The organism is Massilia sp. UYP32, assembly GCF_050434365.1.
GTDB classification, from domain to species: Bacteria; Pseudomonadota; Gammaproteobacteria; order Burkholderiales; family Burkholderiaceae_D; genus Telluria; species Telluria timonae.
The window spans coordinates 120,879-144,086 of record NZ_JBNDIK010000018.1 but is presented as its reverse complement, the minus strand read 5'-3'; the positions used below and the strand labels follow the sequence as shown (position 1 = coordinate 144,086).

Sequence of the window (23,208 nt, the reverse complement as noted above, 5' to 3'; positions counted from 1 at the left end):
GCCAACCAGTTCGCCATCATGTTCGGCGAGCGCTTCACGAACGCGATTATCTAACTACGAATTCTGGCCCCGCACACAGAATTTCTGACAGGTCCCGTCGACCATTTACCGAACGAAAGGCACTCGGCTACCGCCCAAGAAGGCGGCAAACGCGGGTTGGTATATTTCGCGTGGTAATGAGCAATAAACTTTTGCTTTTCAGACCGCTGTACTTCCCTGGCTACCTCGCCAAACCACTTTGCCTGGTCTGATGCATTCTTGAATACGACTTTCGTAAAGTCGAGATACCAATGCGTACCGAAGTGGGTGTTCAATTCCTGAAGAATGGCAGTGCGAACGGCAACTTCGATCCTGTCGATCTGTTCCATCACAAGCGACCTGAGCGCGCGATCGAACTCGTAGATCTGCCGTATGTCATCGAAAGTGGTGCCGGGTTTAAATTGCCTGTTCCCATACAAGAACCCGACAGGCGCCTGCTGCATAAAAGGCAAGGCATAGCCGCGGAACCGGAAGTAGCCCACTGCACGCAGAAAGCGTTCTGCGTCCGCGTCATTCGCCACTACCAAGCCCTTGTTCTTGAGACGTACAACGCTGTCAGCGACAGACAGTACAGGCTTAGCGTATTGCATTTTGTACCGACAAAAAAAACCCGCCATTTTTACACTGCTCTTGGTAGAGCGCGTGGCGGCGGGTGTTGTTGGAGGTAGTTTACCTTAGCGCGCAAAATTGATCAAATTTGGCGATGCGACTTCGTCGACTAACAATGCTATGCACGATCCTGAAGAGCGTCAATCGCTGTATCGATACGGCCATACTGATCGCGAACAAAAAAAAGGCAGCCCGCAGGCTGCCCCTTCTATTGCCGAGCTATGAAGCTCAACGGCCTTTCGACCGCAGCTTCTGGATCGCCGCCAGCTGCGCGACCGCCGCGGCCATCTCGGCCTGGGCTTTCGCGTAGTCGATGTTCGAATCCTTGTTCAGCATCAGCTCTTCGGCCTGCTTCTTGGCCGCGGTTGCTTTCGCTTCGTCCAGGTCGCCACCGCGGATCGCGGTGTCGGCCAGCACGGTCACGCCGTTCGGCTGCACTTCGAGGATACCGCCGGCTACGAAGACGAACTCTTCGCCGCCGCCGGCCACCTGGATGCGCACGGCGCCCGGGCGGATGCGCGTGATCAAGGGGGTGTGCTTCGGGTAGATACCCAGCTCACCCGCTTCACCCGGCAACGCGACGAATTCGGCCTGGCCGGAGAAGATCTGCTCTTCGGCCGAGACTACGTCAACGAGAAATGTGTTTGCCATGTGTGTCCTTCAGTTTGAATGAAGAAGCCGACTTAGGCAGCCAGTTTCTTGGCTTTCTCGATTGCCTCTTCGATCGTGCCGACCATGTAGAACGCTTGCTCCGGCAGGTGATCCAGTTCGCCCGATGCGATCATCTTGAAGCCCTTGATCGTGTCTTTCAGCGAAACGTACTTGCCTGGGGCGCCGGTGAAGACTTCAGCGACGTGGAACGGCTGCGACAGGAAACGCTGCATCTTACGTGCACGAGCGACGACCAGCTTGTCTTCCGGCGCCAGTTCGTCCATGCCCAGAATCGCGATGATGTCACGCAGTTCCTTGTAGCGCTGCAGGGTGCCCTGCACGGCGCGCGCGGTCGAGTAGTGCTCTTCGCCGACGACCAGCGGGTCCAGCTGGCGCGAGGTCGAATCGAGTGGGTCGACCGCAGGGTAGATACCCAGCGATGCGATGTCACGCGACAGAACGACGGTCGAGTCCAGGTGGGCGAAGGTGGTTGCAGGCGACGGGTCGGTCAAGTCATCCGCAGGGACGTAGACGGCCTGGATCGAGGTGATCGAACCGGTCTTGGTCGAGGTGATGCGCTCTTGCAGACGGCCCATCTCTTCGGCCAGGGTCGGCTGGTAGCCCACTGCCGATGGCATACGGCCCAGCAGTGCCGAGACTTCGGTACCGGCCAGGGTGTAGCGGTAGATGTTGTCGACGAAGAACAGGACGTCCTTGCCTTCGTCACGGAACGCTTCCGCCATGGTCAGGCCGGTCAGCGCGACGCGCAGACGGTTGCCTGGTGGTTCGTTCATCTGACCGTAGACCATCGCCACTTTCGAGTTGGCTGGGTTTTCCAGGTCGACGACTTTTGCATCGGCCATTTCGTGGTAGAAGTCGTTACCTTCACGGGTACGCTCACCCACGCCGGCGAACACGGACAGACCCGAGTGTGCCTTGGCGATGTTGTTGATCAGTTCCATCATGTTGACGGTCTTGCCGACGCCGGCGCCGCCGAACAGGCCGACTTTACCGCCCTTGGCGAACGGGCAGACCAGGTCGATGACCTTGATGCCGGTTTCCAGCAGGTCGGTCGACGGCGACAGCTCGTCGTAGGCCGGCGCATCGCGGTGGATCGATGCCATGCGCTCATGGCTGACCGGGCCGCATTCGTCGATCGGGTTGCCCAGCACGTCCATGATACGGCCCAGGGTCGGCACGCCGACTGGCACCATGATCGGATTGCCGGTGTTCTGGATCATCATGCCGCGACGCAGGCCTTCCGAGCTGCCCAGAGCAATGGTACGGACCACGCCGTCGCCCAGCTGCTGCTGGACTTCCAGGGTCAGTTCGGAGCCTTCCATTTTCAGTGCGTCGTACACTTTCGGCATGGCGTTACGTGGGAATTCCACGTCAACCACGGCGCCGATACACTGAACGATTTTGCCATCAGCCATGTTCGTTCCTTCAGATATATAGTTAGATTCTTTTACTTGATCGCTGGGCGCGGCCTTAGACGGCTGCGGCACCCGACACGATCTCGGAGAGTTCTTTGGTAATCGCAGCCTGGCGGGTCTTGTTGTAGACCAGCTTCAGGTCGCTGATGACACTGCCGGCGTTATCGCTCGCGGCCTTCATCGCGACCATGCGCGCCGATTGTTCCGACGCCAGGTTTTCCGCCACTGCCTGGTACACCAGCGCTTCCACATAACGCACCAGCAGCTCGTCGATGACGACTTGCGCTTCCGGTTCGTAGATGTAGTCCCAGCTGTGGGCGCCTGCATCGGCTTCCAGCGCTTTGGCTGGCAGCGGGAGCAGTTGCTCGACCATCGTTTCCTGCTTCATCGTGTTGATGAACTTGGTGTAGCACAGGTAGACGGCATCGAGCTTGCCTTCCTGGTACGCGTCCAGCATCACTTTGACCGGTCCGATCAGCTTGTCCAGTTGCGGGGCATCGCCCAGCTGGGTAGCTTGCGACACCAGCTTCATGCCGACGCGGTTCAGGAAGCCCAGGCCCTTGTTGCCGATGGCGACTGCCTCGACACGGTTGCCCAGCTGCTCCTGCTCACGCGCCTTCTGCGTTACCTGGCGCAGGATGTTGGTGTTCATGCCGCCGCACAGACCCTTGTCGGTCGTGATGACGATGAAACCCACTGCCTTTGCCGACACGCCCTTGGCTTGCGCCATGAATGCGTGCGTGTACTCCGGGTTTGCGTTGGCCAGATTGGCGGTGATGTTACGAACCTTGTCACTGTAGGGACGGGCGGCGCGCATGCGATCCTGCGCCTTGCGCATTTTCGATGCGGCGACCATTTCCATCGCCTTGGTGATCTTCTTCGTATTCTCTACGCTCTTGATCTTGCCACGAATCTCTTTGCCTGCTGCCATGAGTCCTTACTCCTTCCGGGCACCGGCGCCGCTATCAAGCGGCGCCGGTCCATCAATTAATATGCGCCGGATTTCTTGAAATCAGCAATGGCGGCGGCCAGCGCAGCTTCGCCGTCCTTGTCCAGTTGCTTGGTTTCGTCGATCTTCGACAGCAGGGCGGCGTGGCCCGACTTCAGGAAGCCGTGCAGACCCTGCTCAAACGGCAGCACTTTCTTGACTTCGATGTCGTCCAGGTAGCCCTTGTTGACGGCGAACAGCGATGCGGCCATCAGCGAGGTCGACAGCGGCGAGAACTGCGGCTGCTTCAGCAGCTCGGTCACGCGCGCGCCGCGGTCCAGCTGCTTGCGGGTCGACTCATCCAGGTCCGATGCGAACTGCGCGAACGCAGCCAGTTCACGGTACTGCGCCAGGTCGGTACGGATACCGCCCGACAGGCCCTTGATGACCTTGGTCTGGGCGGCGCCACCGACGCGCGACACCGAGATACCGGCGTTGATCGCAGGACGGATACCGGCGTTGAACAGCGAGGTCTCCAGGAAGATCTGGCCGTCGGTAATCGAAATCACGTTGGTCGGCACGAAGGCCGAGACGTCGCCTGCCTGGGTTTCGATGATCGGCAGTGCGGTCAGCGAACCGGTCTTGCCGGTGACGGCGCCGTTGGTGAACTTCTCGACGTAGTCGGCGTTCACGCGGGCTGCGCGCTCGAGCAGACGGCTGTGCAGGTAGAACACGTCGCCTGGGTACGCTTCGCGGCCTGGTGGGCGGCGCAGCAGCAGCGAAATTTGACGATAAGCGACAGCTTGCTTCGACAGGTCGTCATAGACGATCAGCGCGTCTTCGCCGCGGTCGCGGAAGTATTCGCCCATTGCGCAGCCCGAGTAGGCCGAGATGTACTGCATGGCGGCCGATTCCGACGCCGATGCTGCGACAACGATGGTGTATTCCATCGCGCCGTGCTGTTCCAGCGAACGCACGATGTTCTTGATGGTCGATGCCTTCTGGCCGATCGCGACGTACACGCAGGTGACGCCTTGACCTTTCTGGTTGATGATCGCATCCACCGCCACGGCCGACTTGCCGGTCTGGCGGTCGCCGATGATCAGCTCACGCTGGCCACGGCCGATCGGCACCATCGCGTCGATCGACTTGATGCCGGTCTGCATAGGCTGCGACACCGATTCACGCGCGATGACGCCTGGCGCGATCTTTTCGATCGGGGCGGTCAGCGTGGTGGCGATCGGACCCTTGCCGTCGATCGGCTGGCCCAGTGCGTTGACCACGCGGCCACGCAGTTCAGGACCGATCGGCACTTCCAGGATGCGGCCGGTGGTCTTGACGGTATCGCCTTCCGAGATGTGCTCGTAAGCACCCAGGATGACGGCGCCGACCGAGTCGCGCTCCAGGTTCATCGCCAGGCCGAAGGTGTTGCCTGGGAATTCCAGCATCTCGCCCTGCATCACGTCCGACAGACCGTGGATGCGGCAGATACCGTCGGCGACCGAGATCACGGTGCCTTGGTTGCGGACGTCTGCAGAGCCTTCCAGGCCCTGGATCCGGCTCTTGATCAGCTCGCTGATTTCAGATGGGTTAAGTTGCATGCTAGCTAACTCCAATTATAGTTTCTTGATGCGTAGGGCAAGGGCGGGACGTCGGCCGATGCGAGTGCACACTATCGATTACGACGCCAGCGCAACGTGCATCCGTTGCAGCTTGGCGCGGACCGAGGTATCGAGCACTTCGTCGCCGACGACCACGCGCACACCACCGATCAGCGAGGGATCCACTGTCACCGTTGGGTTCAGCTTGCGGCCAAATTTCTTTTCCAGCGTGGCGACCAGCTGCGACAGCTGGTCGGCCGAAATCTCGAACGCGCTGAAGATCGTCGCGTCGGCTGCGCCTTCGTTCGCGTTCTTCAGGATCGCGAACTGGGTGCTGATCTCGGGCAGCAGGTTGATGCGGCCGTTTTCGGCCAGCATCGCGATAAAGTTCTTCGCTTCAGCATTCAGCGGAGCCTTGACCAGCGACGCAATCGTGTCCGCCAGTTGTGCCTGCGTGACGTTCGGGTTGCTGGCGAAGGCCTGCACATCGGGAATGGCGCCGATCTGGCCCAGTTCCGATGCGATGGCCGACCACGCGTTCATGTCGCCGGATTGGGCGACACGGAACAGCGCTTCGGCGTAAGGGCGGGCGACGGTTGCGAGTTCAGCCATGATCAGAGCTCGGTCGACAGTTTCGACAGCAGGTCGGCGTGAGCCGCTGCGTTCACTTCGCGCTTCAGGATCTGCTCGGCGCCGGCCACCGCGAGGGTTGCAACCTGGCCACGCAGTTCTTCGCGCGCGCGGGTCACTTGCTGCTCGGCGTCGGCCTTGGCAGCGGCGACGATGCGTGCGCCTTCTTCGGCGGCGGTTTTCTTCGCTTCTTCGATGATCGCTGCAGCGCGCTTTTCGGCGTCGGCGATACGCTTCTGTACTTCGTCACGGGCGCCAGCCAGTTCGGTCTGGACGCGCTTTTCGGCGGCAGCCAGGTCGGCCTTGCCGCGATCGGCAGCGGCCAGGCCACTCGCGATCTTCGCAGCGCGCTCGTCGAGCGCCTTCATCAGCGGCGGCCACACGAATTTCATCGTGAACAGCGCCAGGATGAAGAACACCACCAGCTGTGCAACCAAGGTGAAATTAAGGTTCACGGGTTTATCCTTCTTAGAAACACGGATGCCGAACCAGAAACTGGTTCGGCCCTTCAAGACCTCGAGAGGCGAGTCTTAGACTGGAACGAACGGGTTAGCGAACGCGAACAGCATGGCGATACCAACGCCGATCAGGAATGCCGCGTCGATCAGACCAGCCAGCAGGAACATCTTGGTCTGCAGGGTGTTCATCAGTTCTGGCTGACGTGCAGAAGCTTCCAGGTATTTACCGCCCATCAGAGCGATACCGATACAAGCGCCGATTGCGCCCAGACCGATGATCAAACCGCAAGCCAGTGCAACAAAAGAAAGGTCAGTCATGAAAAACTCCAAAAGTTAAATTAAAAACTAAATTAAAAACTACAACTTCTTTACAACCACATTCACTCGATGCTTGCGGCTTCGATCAGTGGCCTTCGTGAGCCTGACCGAGGTAAACCAGCGTCAGCATCATGAAGATGAATGCCTGCAGGATCACGATCAGGATGTGGAAGATCGCCCAGATGGAACCGGCAATCACGTGGCCGATGAAACCGAACATCGTCGCGGTCCCGCCCAGCAGTGCGATCAAGAGGAACAGCAGTTCGCCGGCAAACATGTTGCCGAACAGTCGCATACCGAGCGACACCATTTTTGCTGCGTATTCGATGAGGTTCAGGAGCAGGTTGAACGGCGCCATCCAGATGCCGAACGGTGCTGCGAACAATTCGTGGAGCCAGCCGCCGAAGCCCTTGATCTTGATGCCGTAGTAGACCATCAGCAGCAGCACGCCCAGCGACATGCCGATCGGCGCATTCAGGTCGGCGGTCGGGACCACGCGGTGATACGGGAAGATGTGCTCGACGCCGAAGGCGGCGAACAGCCACGACCACATGTCGACCGGCAGCAAGTCCAGTGCGTTCATCAGGACGATCCAGACGAACACGGTCAATGCCAGCGGAGCGATGAAGCTGCGGTCGCCGTGCACGATGGTCTTGGCCTGGTCGTCGACCATTTCGAACATCATTTCGACGAAGGCCTGGAAACGGCCGGGAACGCCCGACGTCGCCTTGCGCGCGGCGGCCCACATCAGCAGGCAGGCGGTCAGGCCCATCGCGATCGACCAGAACAGGGTATCGTAGTGGATGACCGAAAAGTCGACCGGACCCACCTGATACTGGTTCTTCAGGTGGCCCAGGTGGTGAACGATGTATTCTGAAGCGGTGGGCGCGTGCGCTGCGCCGTCTACTGGAGTCGCCATGTTGTCATTGCCTAAATAATAAGATGATGTAACTTTTCAGTGCCACGATGATCCCAGCAACCAGTGCCAGCCAATTTAGATCGTGATACAGCCACGCAGTTGCGCCTAAAAGCGCCAGCGTTAATGCAATCTTTACAAATTCCCAGATGAAAAATGTCGCGGGAGTTGCCGTTCCAGACGCGGACGCGGCGAACAAGCGCACTGCCATGATCCCGTTGGGCACGACACAACACAAACCGCCCAGTACAGCCGAAAACATCGCAGCCCATCCCCCCAGTAGTGCGGCGATCAGGCCGACGACTACCGTTGCTATCAACTGCAGGGAAACGATGCGTAGCATATTCTTTTAGCTCTTGCGCTAGCGCATTTTGGACGTACTACGAGGTGATAATTACAAGAATCGCCGGAATTATAAGTGGTTATACGGACGTGAGTCAAACGATTCCACACTTATAACTGGGACGAATAGTTGGCGAAAATGTGACACGATGCCGACTGATAGCGCAATATTTTCAGCTACTTACGCTCAAATGGTGTATATGGGGTGATGTGACAATTGCGCTGTTGTACGTAGCCGCTGGAGCGGACCGGACGGCACGAGAGTTGGTAGCGCTAACGCGCACAAGGTGGCCAACGCGATAGCGGCCGGCGAGGTCGCCGGCCCCTGCGACGCCACCCCATGCGTCCAGGTGGCGTCCCTGTTTTTTCACGCGCGCAGACGCGCGAGCACACCTTCCAGGATATCCAGGTCGGCGAAGTCGATGATCATCTGGCCCCTGCCCTTGGCGCCCATCTTGAACAACACCGGCGTCGCCAGCTTGTCGGACAGTTCTTCTTCGAGGCGCACGATGTCGCCCGGCTTGTCCCTGGCGCGCGCCGGCTGGGCCGGAGCGTCCTGCTCTTCGAGCGCGCGCGCGACCAGCTTCTCGGTCTCGCGCACCGACAGGCGCTTGGCGATCACGTGGTTGGCCAGCGCGATCTGGTTCGCGCTGTCGACCGCCAGCAGGGCCCTGGCATGGCCCATGTCGATATCCCCCGCCATCAGCATGGTCTGCACCGGCTGCGCCAGGTTGATCAGGCGCAGCAGGTTCGACACCGCGCTGCGCGAGCGGCCGACCGCGCCGGCCGCCTGCTCGTGCGTGAAATTGAAATCCGAGATCAGGCGCTGGATGCCCTGCGCTTCTTCCAGCGGGTTCAGGTCTTCGCGCTGCATGTTCTCGATCAGGGCCATGGCCGCGGCGGCCTGGTCGTCGACGTCGCGCACCAGCACCGGGATCTCTTCGAGGCCCGCCATCTGCGCCGCGCGGAAGCGCCGCTCGCCGGCGATGATCTCGTACGGCGTGCTGGATCCCGCCGGCAGCGGACGCACCAGCACCGGCTGCATGATGCCCTGGGTTTTAATGGAGGCGGCCAGCTCGGACAGGCTTACTTCATCCATGCGGGTACGCGGTTGGTACTTGCCAGCCTGGATCTGGGTGACCGCCAGGACCGAAGGCAGATTGCTTGCGGCGGGCGCGGCGTCCATGTCGCCGCCGAGCAGGGCGTCGAGCCCGCGGCCCAGTCCCTTGAGTTTTTTGGTTGCCATTGTTGTGTCAGCTCTTCTGGTGATTACATGGTCTTGATGCGCTGGACCATTTCCGCGCCGAAGGCGATGTACGCCTGCGCGCCTTTCGACGAAGGATCGAAGGTCACGCCCGGGATGCCGTAGGACGGCGCTTCGGCCAGGCGGACGTTGCGCGGGATGATGGTCTTGAACACCTTGTCACCGAAGTGCTGCTCGAGCTGGTTCGAGACCTGCTGCGACAAGGTCATGCGCGGATCGAACATCACCCGCAGCAGGCCGATGATCTTGAGGTCGGTGTTCAGGTTGGCATGCACCTTCTTGATCGTGTTGACCAGGTCCGATAGACCCTCGAGCGCGTAGTACTCGCACTGCATCGGGATGATCACGCCATGCGCGGCGCACAGGCCGTTGAGCGTGAGCAGCGACAGCGCGGGTGGGCAGTCGACCAGGATGAAGTCGTAGTCGGCGTCGACCGCGGCCAGCGCATCCTTCAGACGGCGTTCGCGGTTTTCGAGCGACACCATCTCGACTTCCGCGCCGGCCAGCTCGCGGTTGGCGGGCAGCACGTCGAAGCGCCCCGCCTCGGAGCGCACCCGGGCCCCGGCCACGTCCGACTCGCCCAGCAGCACCTGGTAGATCGACGACTCGAGCGCGGCCTTGTTGATGCCCGCGCCCATGGTCGCATTGCCCTGCGGGTCGAGGTCGACCAGCAGCACGCGCTGGTCCAGCTTTGCCAGGCCCGCCGACAGGTTGACAGTGGTGGTGGTCTTGCCTACCCCACCCTTCTGGTTCGCAACGCAAAAAATCTTCGCCATCTATTCTCTTTCCTGAAAGCGGCTACAAGACGCCATACCGTTCATACCGTACAAACCGTTTAAATGATTCATACTGAATAAACGATATAAACGGTTTATACAGTTAATATTGTTTACTAAGTTCGCTCGATGAAGACGAGGTGCCGCTCTGCGCCCAGCCTTGGCACCTGCAGCGGCTGCAAACCCGTCACTTTCCAGTCCTGGGGCAGCCGTTCGCGTTCCTCGCTTGGCGCCACCCCTTTCAGGGCGATGAATTTGCCGCCCTCTTGCAACAGGTGTCCCGACCAGTTGACGAAGTCGGACAGGTCCGCGAAAGCGCGCGAGGTGATGACGTCAAATTTGTCGCTCACGGCCAAGTCTTGCACCTTCATCGTGTGCACGGTCACGTTGGCCAGGCCCAGTTCGGCCTTCACTTGCGTGAGGAAGGCGGTTTTCTTGTGCACGGTGTCGATCATCGCCACTTTCATGTCGGGCCGGGTAATGGCCAGCACGATGCCCGGCAATCCGCCCCCTGCGCCCACGTCCAGCACATTGCGCGCATCGGCAAATGCCGGCACCGCGGCCAGCGAATCGAGCAGGTGATGGGTCACCATCTGCATCGGGTCGCGCAGCGAGGTCAGGTTGTACACCGCATTCCACTTGTGCATCAGCTGCAGGTAGGCCATCAGCTTGCCCTGCTGGGCCAAACTCACGTCGAGGCCCATTTCGGCGATGCCATCGGCCAGCACCCTGGCCAGCGCATCGCGGTCGAACGCATATTTCATTGCGCCGCCTCCGAGGTGGTCGGGGCAAAGCCCTTGACGCCGCGTTTCTTGAGGTGCACCAGCAGCAGCGAGATCGCCGCCGGGGTCACGCCAGAGATGCGCGAAGCCTGGCCCAGGGTTTCGGGACGCTGTTTATCGAGCTTCTGGCGCACCTCGAACGACAGCGCGGCGATCTCGAGGTAATTCAGGTTCTCGGGCAGCTTCAGGTTTTCGTAATGGTCATGACGCTCGACTTCACGCGCCTGGCGATCGATGTAGCCCGAATACTTGAGCTGGATTTCCACCTGCTCCTTTACCGCCGGGTCGTCGACGCCGGGGCCGGCCAGCGGCTGGCCCTCGTTCCCCTGCATCGTCATCAGGGTGTCGTATTCGACGCCCGGCCTTCTCAGCAGGTCGGCAAGGTTGTATTCGCGCTCGAGCGCCTGGCCCACCACGCGCTCCGATTCGGCGGCGGCCAGGATGCGTGGGTTGACCCAGGTCGATTTCAGGCGCTCCAGTTCGCGGGCGACGGATTCGCGCTTGGTCTCGAACGCTTGCCAGCGCGCGTCGTCGACGATGCCCAGCTGGCGGCCGATTTCGGTCAGGCGCATGTCGGCGTTGTCTTCGCGCAGCGACAGGCGGTACTCGGCGCGGCTGGTGAACATGCGGTAGGGCTCGGCCACCCCTTGCGTGGTGAGGTCGTCGACCAGCACGCCGAGGTAGGCTTCGGAGCGGCCCGGCGTCCAGGCATCCTTGCCCTGGGTTTGCAGCGCGGCGTTCAGGCCAGCCAGCAGGCCCTGGGCCGCGGCTTCTTCGTAGCCGGTGGTGCCGTTGATCTGGCCGGCAAAGAACAGGCCCTTGATCGCCTTCGTCTCCAGCGACGCCTTCAGGCCGCGCGGGTCGAAGTAATCGTATTCGATCGCATAGCCGGGACGCAGGATGAAGGCGTTCTCCATGCCGCGCATCGAGCGCACCAGCTCGAGCTGGACGTCGAACGGCAGGCTGGTCGAGATCCCGTTCGGGTAGAACTCATTAGTGGTCAAGCCTTCCGGCTCGAGGAAGATCTGGTGCGACTCTTTCGACGCGAAGCGGTGGATCTTGTCCTCGATCGACGGGCAGTAGCGCGGGCCGACGCCTTCGATCACGCCGGTGTACATCGGGCTGCGATCCAGGCCGGCGCGGATGATGTCGTGGGTGCGCTCATTGGTATGCGTCACCCAGCACGGCACCTGGCGCGGATGCATCGCCACATTGCCCATGTACGAGAACACCGGCACCGGGTCGAGGTCGCCCGGCTGTTCGGTCAGCACCGAGAAGTCGATGCTGCGGCCATCGATGCGCGGCGGCGTGCCCGTCTTGAGGCGGCCTTGCGGCAGCTTGAGTTCCTTCAGGCGCGCCGACAGCGAGGTGGCCGGCGGATCGCCCGCGCGGCCGCCCGAATAGTTCTGCAGGCCGACGTGGATTTTCCCGTCCAGGAAAGTGCCGGCGGTGAGCACCACGGCGCGGGCACGGAATTTCAGGCCGACCTGGGTCACGGCGCCGACCGCGCGGTCGCCCTCCACCATCAGGTCATCGACCGACTGCTGGAACAGCCACAGGTTCGGCTGGTTTTCCAGGCGCGCGCGGATCGCGGCCTTGTACAGCACGCGGTCGGCCTGGGCGCGGGTGGCGCGCACGGCCGGGCCCTTGGACGAATTCAGGATGCGGAACTGGATGCCGGCCTCGTCGGTCGCGATAGCCATGGCGCCGCCGAGCGCATCGACTTCCTTGACCAGGTGACCCTTGCCGATGCCACCGATCGACGGATTGCACGACATGGCGCCAAGGGTTTCGATATTGTGGGTCAGCAGCAGGGTCTTTTGACCGGTGCGTGCGGACGCGAGTGCGGCCTCGGTTCCGGCATGGCCGCCGCCGACGACGATGACGTCGAATTCAGTAGGAAATAGCATGATGGGGTGTGGAGCGAGGAGACTAATGCGCGATTATAGATTCTTTTTTCCTGCTGGACTCTGCAAGGGTCTGAAAACGACAGATTTTGTTTCACGTGAAACCTTGTTCTTCAGTTCTTACTGGCATGTTTCACGTGGAACAGTGAACGAAAAAAAGCCGGGTAGAAACCCGGCTTTGATGTTTCACGTGGAACAGGACCTACCAACCCAGCTTTGTGAACGAGTCGTAGGCTGTCTTTACAATCAGTGCCGACACGACCAGCAGGAACAGCTTGCGCACGAACCCGCTGCCATGCTTCAAGGCCAGCCTGGTGCCGATCAAGGACCCGACGATCTGGCATCCCGCCATCAGCAAGCCCAGTTGCCACAGCAAATGGCCGCTATAGCCGAACCACATCAGCGCCGACAGATTGCAGGCGACATTGACGACCTTGGCCGCAGCCGAGGCGCTCAGAAAATCGAAGCCAAAGAAGCGTACGAACAGGAACAGCAGGAAGCTGCCGGTGCCCGGTCCAAAGAAGCCATCATAAAAACCGATGGCGGCGCCGATGCCGATCGCCCAGTAACGCTCGGCCATCCCGCTGTGCAGCGGAGCGTGCACCGCGCCGAGATCCTTCTTCATGAAGGTATACACGGCGACCGCCACCAGGACGAAGGGCAGCAGCGCGCGCACGAAATCGGCCGGCACCCGCGTCACGGTCCAGGCGCCGACGAAGGACAGGGCAAACGCGGCGATGGCGGCCGGCGCGGCGGTGCTCCACGCGACCCGCACCCGACGCGCGTAGCTGACGGCGGCCGAACTGGTGCCGAAGATCGCTGCGAGTTTATTGGTGCCGAGGATGGTTGCCGGCGCTTCTTTCGGCAACAGGGAGAACATGGCGGGAAGCTGGATCAGGCCGCCGCCGCCGACAACGGCGTCGACCAGGCCGGCGGCGAAGGCGGCGCCGCCGAGCCAGACTACATCGATCATGGGAGACTTTCAGGGGAAGCGCAGAGCCAATATTGTACGGCAAGCAAGCCGTACTGACACGCCGCCGCCCTTCCCCGCACAAGCTATGCCGGCGTGACCGCCGCCTGCGATCTTGCGAAATCGATGAGCAGCCCGTTGAGCCGGTCGGCGCCCGACAGCTGCAGCCAATGGCCCACGCCGTCGATCCGCGCGTACTCGAAACCGGCGCGGCATTGTTGGCGCGTGTCCAGCATCTGTTGCTCGCGCAATGCGGGATCGTGCTCGCTCCAGACGCCCAGCACCGGCACGTCGACCGGCTTCCACCGCTTGCCGCCGGAAGCCTTCAGATTGGCGCGATAGTAATTCAGGGCCGCAGTCAGCCGGCCTTGCGGCGCCAGCGCATCGATCCAGAGTTGCTGCTCTTCGCGGCTGCGATTCATCGCGCGCAGCGCCGCCCAATCACCTGCCCTCAACAGCGTCTCGGCCAGGACCGGCGTCATGAACACCGCCATGTACCAGAAGCGCAGTTTTTGCGTGAGGCCTGACTTTGCGAGCGACTTCGGGTGGCCGACCGACAGCGCCGCATAGCGGCTGACACGCTGCGGCGCATGCATGGCCAGGTGCCAGCCGATCTGCGCGCCCCAGTCGTGACCGACCACCGTCGCCTCGGCGATACCCAGTGCATCCATGAGCTGCAGCACGTCATCGGCCACGAATTCGACTGCGTAGGCGCTGACGTCGGGCGGCATATCGGTCTTGCCGTAGCCGCGCAGGTCGGGAGCGATGACCTGGAAACCAGCCGCGGCCAGGGCCGGGATCTGACGTCGCCACACCGCATGGGTATCCGGAAAGCCATGCAGGAGCAGGACTGGCGGGCCCTCACCGGCAGTCACGTAATGCATGCTCAAACCATTGACCCTGGCGTACCGCGACACGACATCCATGCGTTTCCCTGTACCTCAGTTCGATGGGAAACAGCTTACCAGAACGTAAACGCCTGTCCAGACCCCTTCTGTGGATAAGCTACTTGATATCCACAGGTATCGTTTGTGTAAAACTCAGCTTTTTTGCACAGGCAAAAATCTTGTCCAGATTTGCCACCAAGCAGTTTGCTCAGCAGTGCACGGACTTATCCGTGACATAAATCCCTGATTTCTCGTTCTTTAATCGGGTTGTCCACAGAAACCTGCGACCGTTAACCACTACTATCAGCGTTGTATACAGATATTGGTTGTAAACCTGGTGAGCCCGCGAAAAAAAAAATTTTCCTCGAGTGTGGCAAATCCGGGAAGCGATATCACGCCAGTCGACGCAGTTGGCCATCCCGACTGCAGGCGCTCGCACCTTGCTCGCCAGGGCCATCAACACCGGCACAAAGCCGGCCTCTGTGGAAAACCGAATGAATATCCACAGGATGGAATGTGCAGAAACCCCTGCTTGTCCAGGCGAGCAATTTCTATCCAACTTTCCTACAGCGCCGGCACAAGCGTTTTCCAGCGGGTTAACACGACCGTAAACCCCTGATGTTGTGGAAAAAATCGCTTTTATCCACAAAGCGGCCGGCGTTTACTATTACTACCATTTTGTATACAAGCTTTTGGCTATAACAATCTAAGGAAACGCCATCGCAGCTGGCTCTGCACCACCCAAAAAGCTGCAACCAATGTATGGCGTACAAAAAACGCCGTGGTAACGCACTGGTCCCCGGTCATGGAAGATGCACCTGTACCGTCAACGATGCCTGCCGAACAGCAGTGACAAAGATCCGGCTGTGGAAAAGCCGCTGCATATCCACAGCATCAGATGTGCAGAACAGCTGCTTTTTCCTACCGCCGATTTGTTGTCCAAGAACCGTGCAAGCCGAACGCAAGCTTTTTCCAGCGCGTAAACGGCGTCGTAAACCGTTGATACTGTGGAGTAAACCTGTCTTATCCACAGAGAACGTCGCGTTTACCTACTACTATCAACCTTGTATACATATCTCTTAATTAAATAAGCAAACACAGCGCAGGCAAAAAAGCGTCTTCCAGAACAGGGCGTTCACCTCTTCCAGCAAGAACCACGATCGTTGCAATTCAAGGACTGCATGCGGTGGAAGCTGTGTACAATCCGTCCCTTATGCACAGTTGCCGATCTGAACGGCCACCAGGGTGCACGACATCTCTACACACTCACTCATCAAGAAAACATGCGTCTAGGGATCATCAGCGCCTTGCACGAAGAACAGGCAGGCCTCGTGGAAGCCATGGAAGGGCCCGCCAAGCTCATCCACGGCAAACGCGAGTTCTGGGTCGGACGACTGTGGGAAATCGACGCTGTGTGCGTTTTATCGCGGATTGGCAAGGTTGCCGCTGCGATGACGGCGACAACGCTTGTGGAAAAGTTCGGAGTTACGCACATCCTCTTCACGGGCGTTGCCGGCGCCGGGGATAAAACAATCCGTGTCGGCGACATCGTGGTGGCCGAATCGCTGGTCCAGCACGATATGGATGCCAGCCCCCTGTTTCCGCGTTTCGAGGTGCCGCTCACGGGCCAGACGCATTTCCAGCCAGACCAGCAGCTGTCGCTGCGCCTGTCCGGGGCCGCCCACGCCTTCCTGGAATGCGACTTTCTGGAGACGATCTCCGAGACCGAGAGACAGGCCTTCGGCCTGGCGCAGCCGCGCGTGCATCGCGGCCTGATCGCCAGCGGCGACCAGTTCGTCAACGACCGCCTGCGCATCGATGCCTTGAATGGCGCCCTGCCCGGGCTGGTGGCGGTGGAGATGGAGGGCGCAGCGGTGGCGCAGGTATGTCACGAACTGGATGTGCCGTTCGCCGTCATCCGCGCGGTATCGGACAACGCCAATGAAAACGCGGCCCACGACTTCATGCGCTTCGTGAAGTCGGTGGCCGCGCAATATGCTTTCCACATCACCCGGCGCCTGTGCCGGCATCTGGTGGAAGCGCCGCTTCAGCCCAGGAGCGAGTCGGCGGGGATGTAGTCGTAGCCGAGGGCCTGGGCGACAGCCTCGAAGGTCACCTTGCCCTGGCAGACGTTCAGGCCATGACGCAGGTGGACGTCGTCCGCCAGCGCGCGCCGCCAGCCCTTGTTCGCCAGCGCCAGGGCATGGCCGATGGTGGCGTTATTCAGGGCGAAGGTCGAGGTGCGCGCCACCGCGCCCGGCATGTTCGCGACGCAGTAGTGGACCACGCCATCGACCAGGAAGGTCGGATCGGCGTGCGTCGTTGGGTGCGAGGTCTCGAAACAGCCGCCCTGGTCGATCGCCACGTCGACCACCACCGCGCCCTTCTTCATGCGCGCCACCATGGCGCGCGTGACCAGCTTCGGCGCCGCGGCGCCCGGCACCAGCACGCCGCCGATCACCAGGTCGGCATTCACGACCGCTTCCTCGAGCGCATGGGCATTCGAATACAGGGTCGAGATGCGGTTGCCGAACACCAGGTCGAGCTGGCGTAGCCGGTCGACGTTCTTGTCGAGCACCGTGACGCGCGCGCCGGTGCCGACCGCCATTTGAAGCGCGTTGGCGCCGACGACGCCGGCGCCGATGATGACCACGTGGCCGGCCGCCACGCCGGGCACGCCTCCCAGCAGCAGGCCCATGCCGCCCCGGGATTTTTCGAGATGGGCGGCGCCGGCCTGGATCGCCATGCGTCCCGCGACTTCGCTCATCGGCGCAAGCAGGGGCAAGCCGCCGCCCGGGCCGGTGATGGTTTCATAGGCAATGCAGACGGCGCCCGATTTGACCAGGGCCGCGGTTTGCTCCGGATCCGGAGCGAGATGGAGGTAGGTGTAGAGTATCTGGCCGTCGCGCAGCATCGCGCACTCAAGCGGTTGCGGCTCCTTGACCTTGACGATCATGTCGGCGCGTGAGAAGACTTCCTGGGCGCTGTCGACGATGGTGGCGCCGGCCGCGGTGTAGTGCGCGTCGTCGAGGCCGATCTCGCTGCCAGCGTCTTGCTGGACGATCACCTGGTGGCCGCGTGTTATCAGTTCGTGCACGGACGCCGGCGTGAGGCCGACGCGGTATTCGTGGTTCTTGATTTCCTTTGGAACGCCTACAAGCATGGTTGTCTCCTGTTGTGATGTGGTGCTGCTGACTCTCCTGCTGATGTATTGATTGTTGAACGCGTGGGCGGGAAACCCGCCCACCCCACGTTACGGTGATTCTTACAGGCCCAGGGTCATCAGGCTTGCGTTGCCGCCAGCGGCCGTCGTGTTGACGCAGACCGCGCGCTCGGCGACCAGGCGCCACAGGTCCACCGGCACCAGGGCGTCGGTGTCGACGATGCCGACGATCGCACCCGGACGCGCCGCCAGCTGCGTGCGCAGCAGGCCGGCCAGGCCGGTTTCGACCAGCGCGATCGCGACGTCGGCCGCATCGATCTCTTCCTTGCCCACGAAGCGCACGCGTTCCTTCACCGCCGCCGGCAGGTTGGCCGGAATCGACTCAGGCGTCGGCGCCAGCACCAGCGCGCGATTGCCGGTGGCCAGGGCCGCCGCCAGTTGATTGAGCAGGCCGGCCGGGGTGGCTGGCGCGCACAGCACGGCGCCGCGCGGCGTGAACGACAGGCGGTTGCTCTCTCCGGTCGGGCCGGGCAGGTCCATCGAGACGCCATTGAGCGAAGTGCGCGCGTAACCTTCGGCCAGCGCGGCCACCGGCTGCTGGCCATTGGCGCGCAGCCAGCTGGTCAAGGCCTCCAATGCCGCTTCAGGCTGGCGCACGTGTTCCATCAAGGGCGCCGCGCCGCGCTGCAGGCGTTTCAGGTAGAGCGGGCCGCCCGCCTTCGGACCGGTGCCCGACTTGCCTTCGCCACCGAACGGCTGCACGCCGACCACCGCGCCGACGATGTTGCGGTTGACGTAGATATTGCCGACGTGAGCGCGGTTGACGATGGTGTTGATGGTTTCATCGATGCGCGAATGCACGCCCAGGGTCAGGCCATAGCCGGTGGCGTTGATCGCATCGATCACCGCAGGCAGCTCGGCGCGGCGATAGCGCACGATGTGCAGCACCGGGCCGAAGACCTCTTGCTTGAGTTCCGCCAGCGAGGCGATTTCGAGCACGGTCGGCGGCACGAAGGTGCCGGCAGCGACGACCGAGGCCGGCAGCTCGAGCGCGAAGTGGCTGCGCGCCGTGGCCCTGGTGCGCTCGATGTGGGCCAGCAGGTTGCGCTGGGCCTCGGCGTCGATCACCGGGCCGATATCGGTCGCCAGGCGGTCCGGGCTGCCCACGCGCAGTTCCTGCATCGCGCCCTTGAGCATCTTGATGGTCTTGTCGGCGATGTCCTCTTGCAGGAACAGCACGCGCAGCGCCGAGCAGCGCTGGCCGGCCGAGTCGAAGGCCGAGCTCAGGACGTCCTGCACCACCTGTTCCGGCAGCGCCGAGGAATCGACGATCAGCGCGTTCTGGCCGCCGGTTTCCGCCACCAGCGGGATGTCGATGCCTTCCTGTTCGGCGCGCTTGGCCAGCGTGCGATTGATCAGCTGGGCGACTTCGGTCGAGCCGGTGAAGATCACGCCCTTGATGCGGCTATCGGCCGTCAGGGCGGCGCCGACCACTTCGCCGCGGCCCGGCAGCAGCTGCAGCGCGGCGCGCGGGGTGCCCGCCTCGAGGAACAGCTCCACCGCGCGGCAGGCGATCAATGGGGTCTGCTCGGCCGGCTTGGCCAGCACCACGTTGCCGGCCGCGAGGGCGGCCGCCACCTGGCCGGTGAAGATCGCCAGCGGGAAGTTCCACGGGCTGATGCAGCTGACCGGGCCCAGTGCCTCGGCCTTGCTCGAGCCGCGGATCTGCACCGCGTAGTAGCGCAGGAAATCGACCGCTTCGCGCAATTCGGCGATCGCGTTCGGCAGCGATTTGCCGGCTTCGCGCACGGCCAGGGCCATCAGCTCGACGCCGTTCTGTTCGAACAGGTCGGCGGTGCGCTCGAGGATCGCAGCGCGTTCATGGGTGGCGGTGGCGGCCCATTCGGCGGCGAAGGCGCTGGCCGCGGCCAGGGCGGTTTCGACGTCGGTGCGCGAGGCTTCGCTTACCTGGCCGACGATATCGCTCGACATCGCGGGGTTGATCACGTTGGCCGGAGCGCCGGCATCGACCGAACCTGCAATCAGCGGACCGGCGACGTGCTGGCGCTGCTGCGCGAGGCCAAGCGCCACCTTGGCCAGGACGTCTTCGTTGACCAGGTCCATGCCGTTCGAATTCTTGCGCTCGGCGCCGAACATGTCGAGCGGCAGCGCGATCGCCGGATGCGGTTTGCCGCCGCTGGCGCGCGCGACGTCGAACGGATCGGTGAGCAGCGTGTCGATCGCCACGTTCTCGTCGACGATCTGGTTCACGAACGAGGAGTTGGCGCCGTTTTCCAGCAGGCGGCGCACCAGGTAGGCGAGCAGGGTTTCGTGCGAGCCGACCGGCGCGTAGATGCGGCAAGCCTTGTCCAGGTTCTTGCTGCCCACGACCTGGTCGTACAGCGTCTCGCCCATGCCGTGCAGGCACTGGAATTCGTAGTTGCTGACGTTGTCCTGCTTGGCCCAGGTGTAGATCACCGACAGCGTGTGCGCGTTGTGGGTGGCGAACTGCGGATACAGCACGTCGGCCGCCGCCAGGAGCTTGCGCGCGCAGGTGAGATAGGAGACGTCGGTGTACACCTTGCGCGTATAGACCGGATAGCCGGGCATGCCGTCGACCTGGGCGCGCTTGATCTCGGCGTCCCAGTAGGCGCCCTTCACCAGGCGCACCATGAACTTGCGGCCGCTCCGCTTGGCCAGGTCGACCAGGTAATCGATCACGAACGGGCAGCGTTTTTGATATGCCTGCACCACCAGGCCGATGCCTTCGAAGCCGGCCAGGTCGGCGTCGAACGCGAGCGCTTCGAGCATGTCGAGCGAGATCTCGAGGCGGTCGGCTTCCTCGGCGTCGATATTGATGCCGATGTTGTAGGTCTTGGCCAGCAGGACCAGGCTGCGCACGCGCGGCAGCAGCTCGCCCATCACGCGCGCATATTGCGCACGGCTGTAGCGCGGATGCAGCGCCGACAGCTTGATCGAGATGCCCGGGCCATCCTTGATGCCGCGGCCATTGGAGGCCCTGCCGATCGCGTGGATGGCGGCTTCGTACGAGGCGTAATAATTCCTGGCGTCGCTTTCGGTCAGCGCCGCCTCGCCCAGCATGTCGTAAGAATAGCGATAGCCGCGCGTCTCGTTGTCGCGACTGTTCTTCAGCGCTTCGTCGATCGTCTGGCCGGTGACGAACTGGTTGCCCAGCATGCGCATCGCCATGTCGACGCCCTTGCGGATCAGCGGTTCGCCGCCCTTCGCGATCAGGCGCGTGAGCGCCGAGCCGAGACCCTGCTCGCTATTGGTCGAGACCAGCTTGCCGGTGATGAGCAGGCCCCAGGTTGCGGCATTGACGAACAGCGACGGCGATTCGCCCAGGTGCTTGCGCCAGTCGCCGCGGCTGATCTTGTCGGCGATGAGGCGATCGGCGGTCTCGCTGTCCGGAATGCGCAGCAGCGCTTCGGCCAGGCACATCAAGGCCACGCCTTCTTCCGACGACAGCGAGAACTCGTGCATCAACGCATCGACGCCCGAGGCGCGGGTGCGCTTTTCGCGCACGCTCGACACCAGGCGATGCGCCAGCGGCTGGGCATCCGCGCTCGGCGTGGCGCCTTGCGCGAGCAGCCATTGCACGGCCTCGGTTTCGTCGCGGCGGTAGGCGGCGGTGATGGCGGCGCGCAGAGGCGTTTGCTCGCTTTTGGTTTCAGCGTGGAGGGCGTCGAAGGGAACGAAGGTGGAGGCCGGGGAAGCAGCGATCTGCATGGCTATCTAGTCAAAAGAAAAAGTCACAACGAAGGGCACCGCACAGCAAAAGCGCCGTCCCACAAATGGTGGTCGGCGCGGTTTGTACGTCGGTGGAAATGATTCGATTGTAGAAGGATTTCTTCTGGATTAATTCTGCTTTTAATCGATACTAGCAATAGATAGTTTTTGATGCGACAATCTGACCGAATAAAATTAACGGGAGACACCCGATGTTGGACAAGATCAGCAAAAAGATCCTCGCCGAGCTGCAGAATGACGGCCGCATCAGCAATGTGGAGCTGGCGGCGCGCGTGAACCTGTCGCCGGCGGCTTGCCTCGAGCGCGTGCGCAAACTGCACGAATCGGGCTATATCATGGGCTACACGGCCCAGCTCAATCCGCAACTGCTCGACGTGTCGCTGCTGGTCTTCATCGAGGTCGTGCTCGATCGTACCACTCCCGAAGTCTTCGATGCGTTCAAGCAGAGCGTGCAGATGATTCCCGAGGTGCTGGAATGCCATATGGTGGCCGGCGGCTTCGACTACCTCGTCAAGGCACGCGTGAAAGACATGGCGGCCTACCGCGAATTCCTGGGCAAGACGCTGCTGCAGAAAGGCGTGCGCGAGACGCACACCTATGCGGTGATGGAAGAAGTCAAGAATACGACCAAGCTGCCGATCCGCTGATCACAAGCCAGCGCATCAATAAAACGGCCAGGCATTTGCCTGGCCGTTTTGTTTCACGTGAAGCATTTTGCTTCGTCGCGACTTGTGCTGGCGCTGTCAGACGACCTTGCGCACGCCGGTCTTGGAGGCGCTTTCGGCCATCGATTCCAGGTTCTTGCGCAGCCAGCGATGCGCCGGGCTGCGGCCGTCGCGCTCATGCCACAGCATGTCCAGGTGGACGGCCGGCAGCTGCAACGGGAGTTCCTTCCAGATCAGCACGTCGGTCATGCCGGTCGAGACCATCAAGTGCTTCGGCAGCACGGTGATCAGGTCGGAGTTCGCGACTACCCTGCCCGCCGTGAAGAACTGGTTCACGGTCAAGAGGATACGGCGTTCGCGGCCGAGCTGGGCCAGCGCCTCGTCGACCAGGCCGTGGGCACGGCCGGAGAAGCTCACCAGCAAGTGGTTGGCCTTGCAATAGGTGTCGAGATCGAGCTTTTCCTTGGCCAGCGGATGGTCCTTGCGCATCACGCACACATAGACGCCGGAATACAGGCGCTCGTGGCGGATCGGCGAACCGGTTTCGTACGACAGCTGGGCCGCGACGCCGGGGAAGAAGCCGACCGCCAGGTCGATGTCTCCGCGCAACAGCATGGGACGCGGTTCGCGCGTTGTCAGCGGCACCATGCGGATGTTCACGCCCGGCGCCTCGCGTTCGATCGAACGCATCAGGGAAGGCAGCCACAGCGCGGCGGTGGCGTCGGCCATCGCCATGCGGAAGGTCGCCTGCGCCTTGGAGACGTCGAAGGTTTCCGGCATCACCGCCGCTTCCAGCGCCGCCAGGGCCTGGCGCACGGCCGGCCATAAGGCTTCGGCGCGCGGGGTCGGTTTGACGCCATAGGCGGTGCGGATCAGGAGCTCGTCACCCAGGCTTTCTCGTAGTCGCTTGATCGCATTCGACACCGCGGGCTGGGTCATGGCCAGGTGGCCGGCGGCGCGGGTCAGGTTTTGCTCGGTCATCACCGCGTCGAATACGCGCAGCAGATTCAGGTCAAGCGTCAGAAAGCTCATGGGATCAAGGAGAAAACTGTTGTGAAGACAGGGGTACGCGTAGTGTACTCCAAATCATTCACA

At 62.0% G+C, this 23,208-nt stretch carries 21 protein-coding genes; 2 read left to right on the top strand and 19 right to left on the bottom strand.

What is annotated here, in order from left to right:
• Positions 1–50 precede the first annotated feature (50 nt).
• From ABIB42_RS15895 to ABIB42_RS15820, 16 genes are all read right to left on the bottom strand, one after another.
• The gene (locus ABIB42_RS15895) at positions 51–656 is read right to left on the bottom strand and encodes an Abi family protein (RefSeq protein WP_429248635.1); all 606 of its coding nucleotides are present in this window, start codon (positions 654–656) and stop codon (positions 51–53) included.
• 220 nt (positions 657–876) lie between these two features.
• Positions 877–1,299: a F0F1 ATP synthase subunit epsilon gene (locus tag ABIB42_RS15890; RefSeq protein ID WP_005664028.1), complete on the bottom strand. Its 423-nt coding sequence runs from the start codon at positions 1,297–1,299 to the stop codon at positions 877–879.
• A gap of 32 nt (positions 1,300–1,331) precedes the next feature.
• Positions 1,332–2,735 (bottom strand): F0F1 ATP synthase subunit beta, encoded by a 1,404-nt coding sequence (gene atpD / locus ABIB42_RS15885; protein ID WP_005664031.1) that lies wholly within the window; start codon positions 2,733–2,735, stop codon positions 1,332–1,334.
• A gap of 55 nt (positions 2,736–2,790) precedes the next feature.
• Complete coding sequence (atpG, locus tag ABIB42_RS15880) at positions 2,791–3,666, bottom strand: F0F1 ATP synthase subunit gamma (RefSeq protein ID WP_005664033.1); 876 nt, start codon at positions 3,664–3,666, stop codon at positions 2,791–2,793.
• A gap of 56 nt (positions 3,667–3,722) precedes the next feature.
• The gene (gene atpA, locus ABIB42_RS15875; RefSeq protein WP_005664034.1) at positions 3,723–5,264 is read right to left on the bottom strand and encodes a F0F1 ATP synthase subunit alpha; all 1,542 of its coding nucleotides are present in this window, start codon (positions 5,262–5,264) and stop codon (positions 3,723–3,725) included.
• A gap of 78 nt (positions 5,265–5,342) precedes the next feature.
• Positions 5,343–5,876, bottom strand: a complete 534-nt coding sequence (locus ABIB42_RS15870; protein ID WP_005664037.1) for a F0F1 ATP synthase subunit delta — start codon at positions 5,874–5,876, stop codon at positions 5,343–5,345.
• Between the two features lie 2 nt (positions 5,877–5,878).
• Positions 5,879–6,349, bottom strand: coding sequence for a F0F1 ATP synthase subunit B (locus ABIB42_RS15865; RefSeq protein WP_005664039.1), 471 nt, complete (start codon positions 6,347–6,349; stop codon positions 5,879–5,881).
• 75 nt (positions 6,350–6,424) lie between these two features.
• On the bottom strand, positions 6,425–6,670 hold the full coding sequence (gene atpE / locus ABIB42_RS15860; protein ID WP_005664041.1) for a F0F1 ATP synthase subunit C: 246 nt from the start codon (positions 6,668–6,670) through the stop codon (positions 6,425–6,427).
• Between the two features lie 85 nt (positions 6,671–6,755).
• Complete coding sequence (gene atpB / locus ABIB42_RS15855; protein WP_005664043.1) at positions 6,756–7,589, bottom strand: F0F1 ATP synthase subunit A; 834 nt, start codon at positions 7,587–7,589, stop codon at positions 6,756–6,758.
• A gap of 4 nt (positions 7,590–7,593) precedes the next feature.
• Positions 7,594–7,929, bottom strand: a complete 336-nt coding sequence (locus ABIB42_RS15850) for an ATP synthase subunit I (protein WP_040774964.1) — start codon at positions 7,927–7,929, stop codon at positions 7,594–7,596.
• A 366-nt stretch (positions 7,930–8,295) separates the two neighbouring features.
• Positions 8,296–9,174 (bottom strand): ParB/RepB/Spo0J family partition protein, encoded by an 879-nt coding sequence (locus tag ABIB42_RS15845; protein WP_005664045.1) that lies wholly within the window; start codon positions 9,172–9,174, stop codon positions 8,296–8,298.
• Positions 9,175–9,197: 23 nt separating this feature from the next.
• Positions 9,198–9,968, bottom strand: coding sequence for a ParA family protein (locus tag ABIB42_RS15840; RefSeq protein WP_005664046.1), 771 nt, complete (start codon positions 9,966–9,968; stop codon positions 9,198–9,200).
• 116 nt (positions 9,969–10,084) lie between these two features.
• Complete coding sequence (gene rsmG, locus ABIB42_RS15835) at positions 10,085–10,732, bottom strand: 16S rRNA (guanine(527)-N(7))-methyltransferase RsmG (RefSeq protein WP_005664048.1); 648 nt, start codon at positions 10,730–10,732, stop codon at positions 10,085–10,087.
• The gene (mnmG, locus tag ABIB42_RS15830) at positions 10,729–12,660 is read right to left on the bottom strand and encodes a tRNA uridine-5-carboxymethylaminomethyl(34) synthesis enzyme MnmG (RefSeq protein ID WP_273036175.1); all 1,932 of its coding nucleotides are present in this window, start codon (positions 12,658–12,660) and stop codon (positions 10,729–10,731) included. Before mnmG ends, rsmG begins: the two co-directional genes overlap by 4 nt.
• Positions 12,661–12,859: 199 nt before the next feature.
• Positions 12,860–13,630: a sulfite exporter TauE/SafE family protein gene (locus ABIB42_RS15825; RefSeq protein WP_273036173.1), complete on the bottom strand. Its 771-nt coding sequence runs from the start codon at positions 13,628–13,630 to the stop codon at positions 12,860–12,862.
• A gap of 83 nt (positions 13,631–13,713) precedes the next feature.
• Positions 13,714–14,553 carry an alpha/beta fold hydrolase gene (locus tag ABIB42_RS15820; protein WP_429248634.1) on the bottom strand — a complete coding sequence of 280 codons (840 nt, stop codon included), beginning with the start codon at positions 14,551–14,553 and terminating at the stop codon, positions 13,714–13,716.
• A 1,244-nt stretch (positions 14,554–15,797) separates the two neighbouring features.
• Between ABIB42_RS15820 and ABIB42_RS15815 the strand changes: the two genes are divergently transcribed.
• A complete protein-coding gene (locus ABIB42_RS15815) occupies positions 15,798–16,592 on the top strand; it encodes a 5'-methylthioadenosine/adenosylhomocysteine nucleosidase (RefSeq protein WP_314436441.1) in 795 nt (264 codons plus the stop codon).
• Here the strand turns inward: ABIB42_RS15815 and ald are convergent.
• Both ald and putA read right to left on the bottom strand, forming a co-directional pair.
• The gene (gene ald / locus ABIB42_RS15810; RefSeq protein WP_429248633.1) at positions 16,562–17,677 is read right to left on the bottom strand and encodes an alanine dehydrogenase; all 1,116 of its coding nucleotides are present in this window, start codon (positions 17,675–17,677) and stop codon (positions 16,562–16,564) included. The two genes, ABIB42_RS15815 and ald, sit on opposite strands and share 31 nt — an antisense overlap.
• Positions 17,678–17,779: 102 nt before the next feature.
• Positions 17,780–21,427, bottom strand: coding sequence for a trifunctional transcriptional regulator/proline dehydrogenase/L-glutamate gamma-semialdehyde dehydrogenase (putA, locus tag ABIB42_RS15805; protein ID WP_429248632.1), 3,648 nt, complete (start codon positions 21,425–21,427; stop codon positions 17,780–17,782).
• Positions 21,428–21,639: 212 nt separating this feature from the next.
• Here putA and ABIB42_RS15800 point away from each other — a divergent pair, with 212 nt between their 5' ends.
• Positions 21,640–22,095, top strand: coding sequence for an Lrp/AsnC ligand binding domain-containing protein (locus ABIB42_RS15800; RefSeq protein ID WP_005664065.1), 456 nt, complete (start codon positions 21,640–21,642; stop codon positions 22,093–22,095).
• A 96-nt stretch (positions 22,096–22,191) separates the two neighbouring features.
• Here the strand turns inward: ABIB42_RS15800 and ABIB42_RS15795 are convergent, their stop codons facing one another.
• Positions 22,192–23,145 (bottom strand): LysR family transcriptional regulator, encoded by a 954-nt coding sequence (locus tag ABIB42_RS15795; protein ID WP_005664067.1) that lies wholly within the window; start codon positions 23,143–23,145, stop codon positions 22,192–22,194.
• Positions 23,146–23,208 lie beyond the last annotated feature (63 nt).

Excerpts from the sequence above, each read along its gene's own strand:
- ABIB42_RS15895 (WP_429248635.1), bottom strand. The coding sequence starts at position 656 with ATGGCGGGTTTTTTTTGTCGGTACAAAATGCAATACGCTAAGCCTGTA.
- ABIB42_RS15890 (WP_005664028.1), bottom strand. The coding sequence starts at position 1,299 with ATGGCAAACACATTTCTCGTTGACGTAGTCTCGGCCGAAGAGCAGATC.
- atpD (WP_005664031.1), bottom strand. The coding sequence starts at position 2,735 with ATGGCTGATGGCAAAATCGTTCAGTGTATCGGCGCCGTGGTTGACGTG.
- atpG (WP_005664033.1), bottom strand. The coding sequence starts at position 3,666 with ATGGCAGCAGGCAAAGAGATTCGTGGCAAGATCAAGAGCGTAGAGAAT.
- atpA (WP_005664034.1), bottom strand. The coding sequence starts at position 5,264 with ATGCAACTTAACCCATCTGAAATCAGCGAGCTGATCAAGAGCCGGATC.
- ABIB42_RS15870 (WP_005664037.1), bottom strand. The coding sequence starts at position 5,876 with ATGGCTGAACTCGCAACCGTCGCCCGCCCTTACGCCGAAGCGCTGTTC.
- atpE (WP_005664041.1), bottom strand. The coding sequence starts at position 6,670 with ATGACTGACCTTTCTTTTGTTGCACTGGCTTGCGGTTTGATCATCGGT.
- atpB (WP_005664043.1), bottom strand. The coding sequence starts at position 7,589 with ATGGCGACTCCAGTAGACGGCGCAGCGCACGCGCCCACCGCTTCAGAA.
- ABIB42_RS15850 (WP_040774964.1), bottom strand. The coding sequence starts at position 7,929 with ATGCTACGCATCGTTTCCCTGCAGTTGATAGCAACGGTAGTCGTCGGC.
- ABIB42_RS15845 (WP_005664045.1), bottom strand. The coding sequence starts at position 9,174 with ATGGCAACCAAAAAACTCAAGGGACTGGGCCGCGGGCTCGACGCCCTG.
- ABIB42_RS15840 (WP_005664046.1), bottom strand. The coding sequence starts at position 9,968 with ATGGCGAAGATTTTTTGCGTTGCGAACCAGAAGGGTGGGGTAGGCAAG.
- rsmG (WP_005664048.1), bottom strand. The coding sequence starts at position 10,732 with ATGAAATATGCGTTCGACCGCGATGCGCTGGCCAGGGTGCTGGCCGAT.
- mnmG (WP_273036175.1), bottom strand. The coding sequence starts at position 12,660 with ATGCTATTTCCTACTGAATTCGACGTCATCGTCGTCGGCGGCGGCCAT.
- ABIB42_RS15825 (WP_273036173.1), bottom strand. The coding sequence starts at position 13,630 with ATGATCGATGTAGTCTGGCTCGGCGGCGCCGCCTTCGCCGCCGGCCTG.
- ABIB42_RS15820 (WP_429248634.1), bottom strand. The coding sequence starts at position 14,553 with ATGGATGTCGTGTCGCGGTACGCCAGGGTCAATGGTTTGAGCATGCAT.
- ABIB42_RS15815 (WP_314436441.1), top strand. The coding sequence starts at position 15,798 with ATGCGTCTAGGGATCATCAGCGCCTTGCACGAAGAACAGGCAGGCCTC.
- ald (WP_429248633.1), bottom strand. The coding sequence starts at position 17,677 with ATGCTTGTAGGCGTTCCAAAGGAAATCAAGAACCACGAATACCGCGTC.
- putA (WP_429248632.1), bottom strand. The coding sequence starts at position 21,427 with ATGCAGATCGCTGCTTCCCCGGCCTCCACCTTCGTTCCCTTCGACGCC.
- ABIB42_RS15800 (WP_005664065.1), top strand. The coding sequence starts at position 21,640 with ATGTTGGACAAGATCAGCAAAAAGATCCTCGCCGAGCTGCAGAATGAC.
- ABIB42_RS15795 (WP_005664067.1), bottom strand. The coding sequence starts at position 23,145 with ATGAGCTTTCTGACGCTTGACCTGAATCTGCTGCGCGTATTCGACGCG.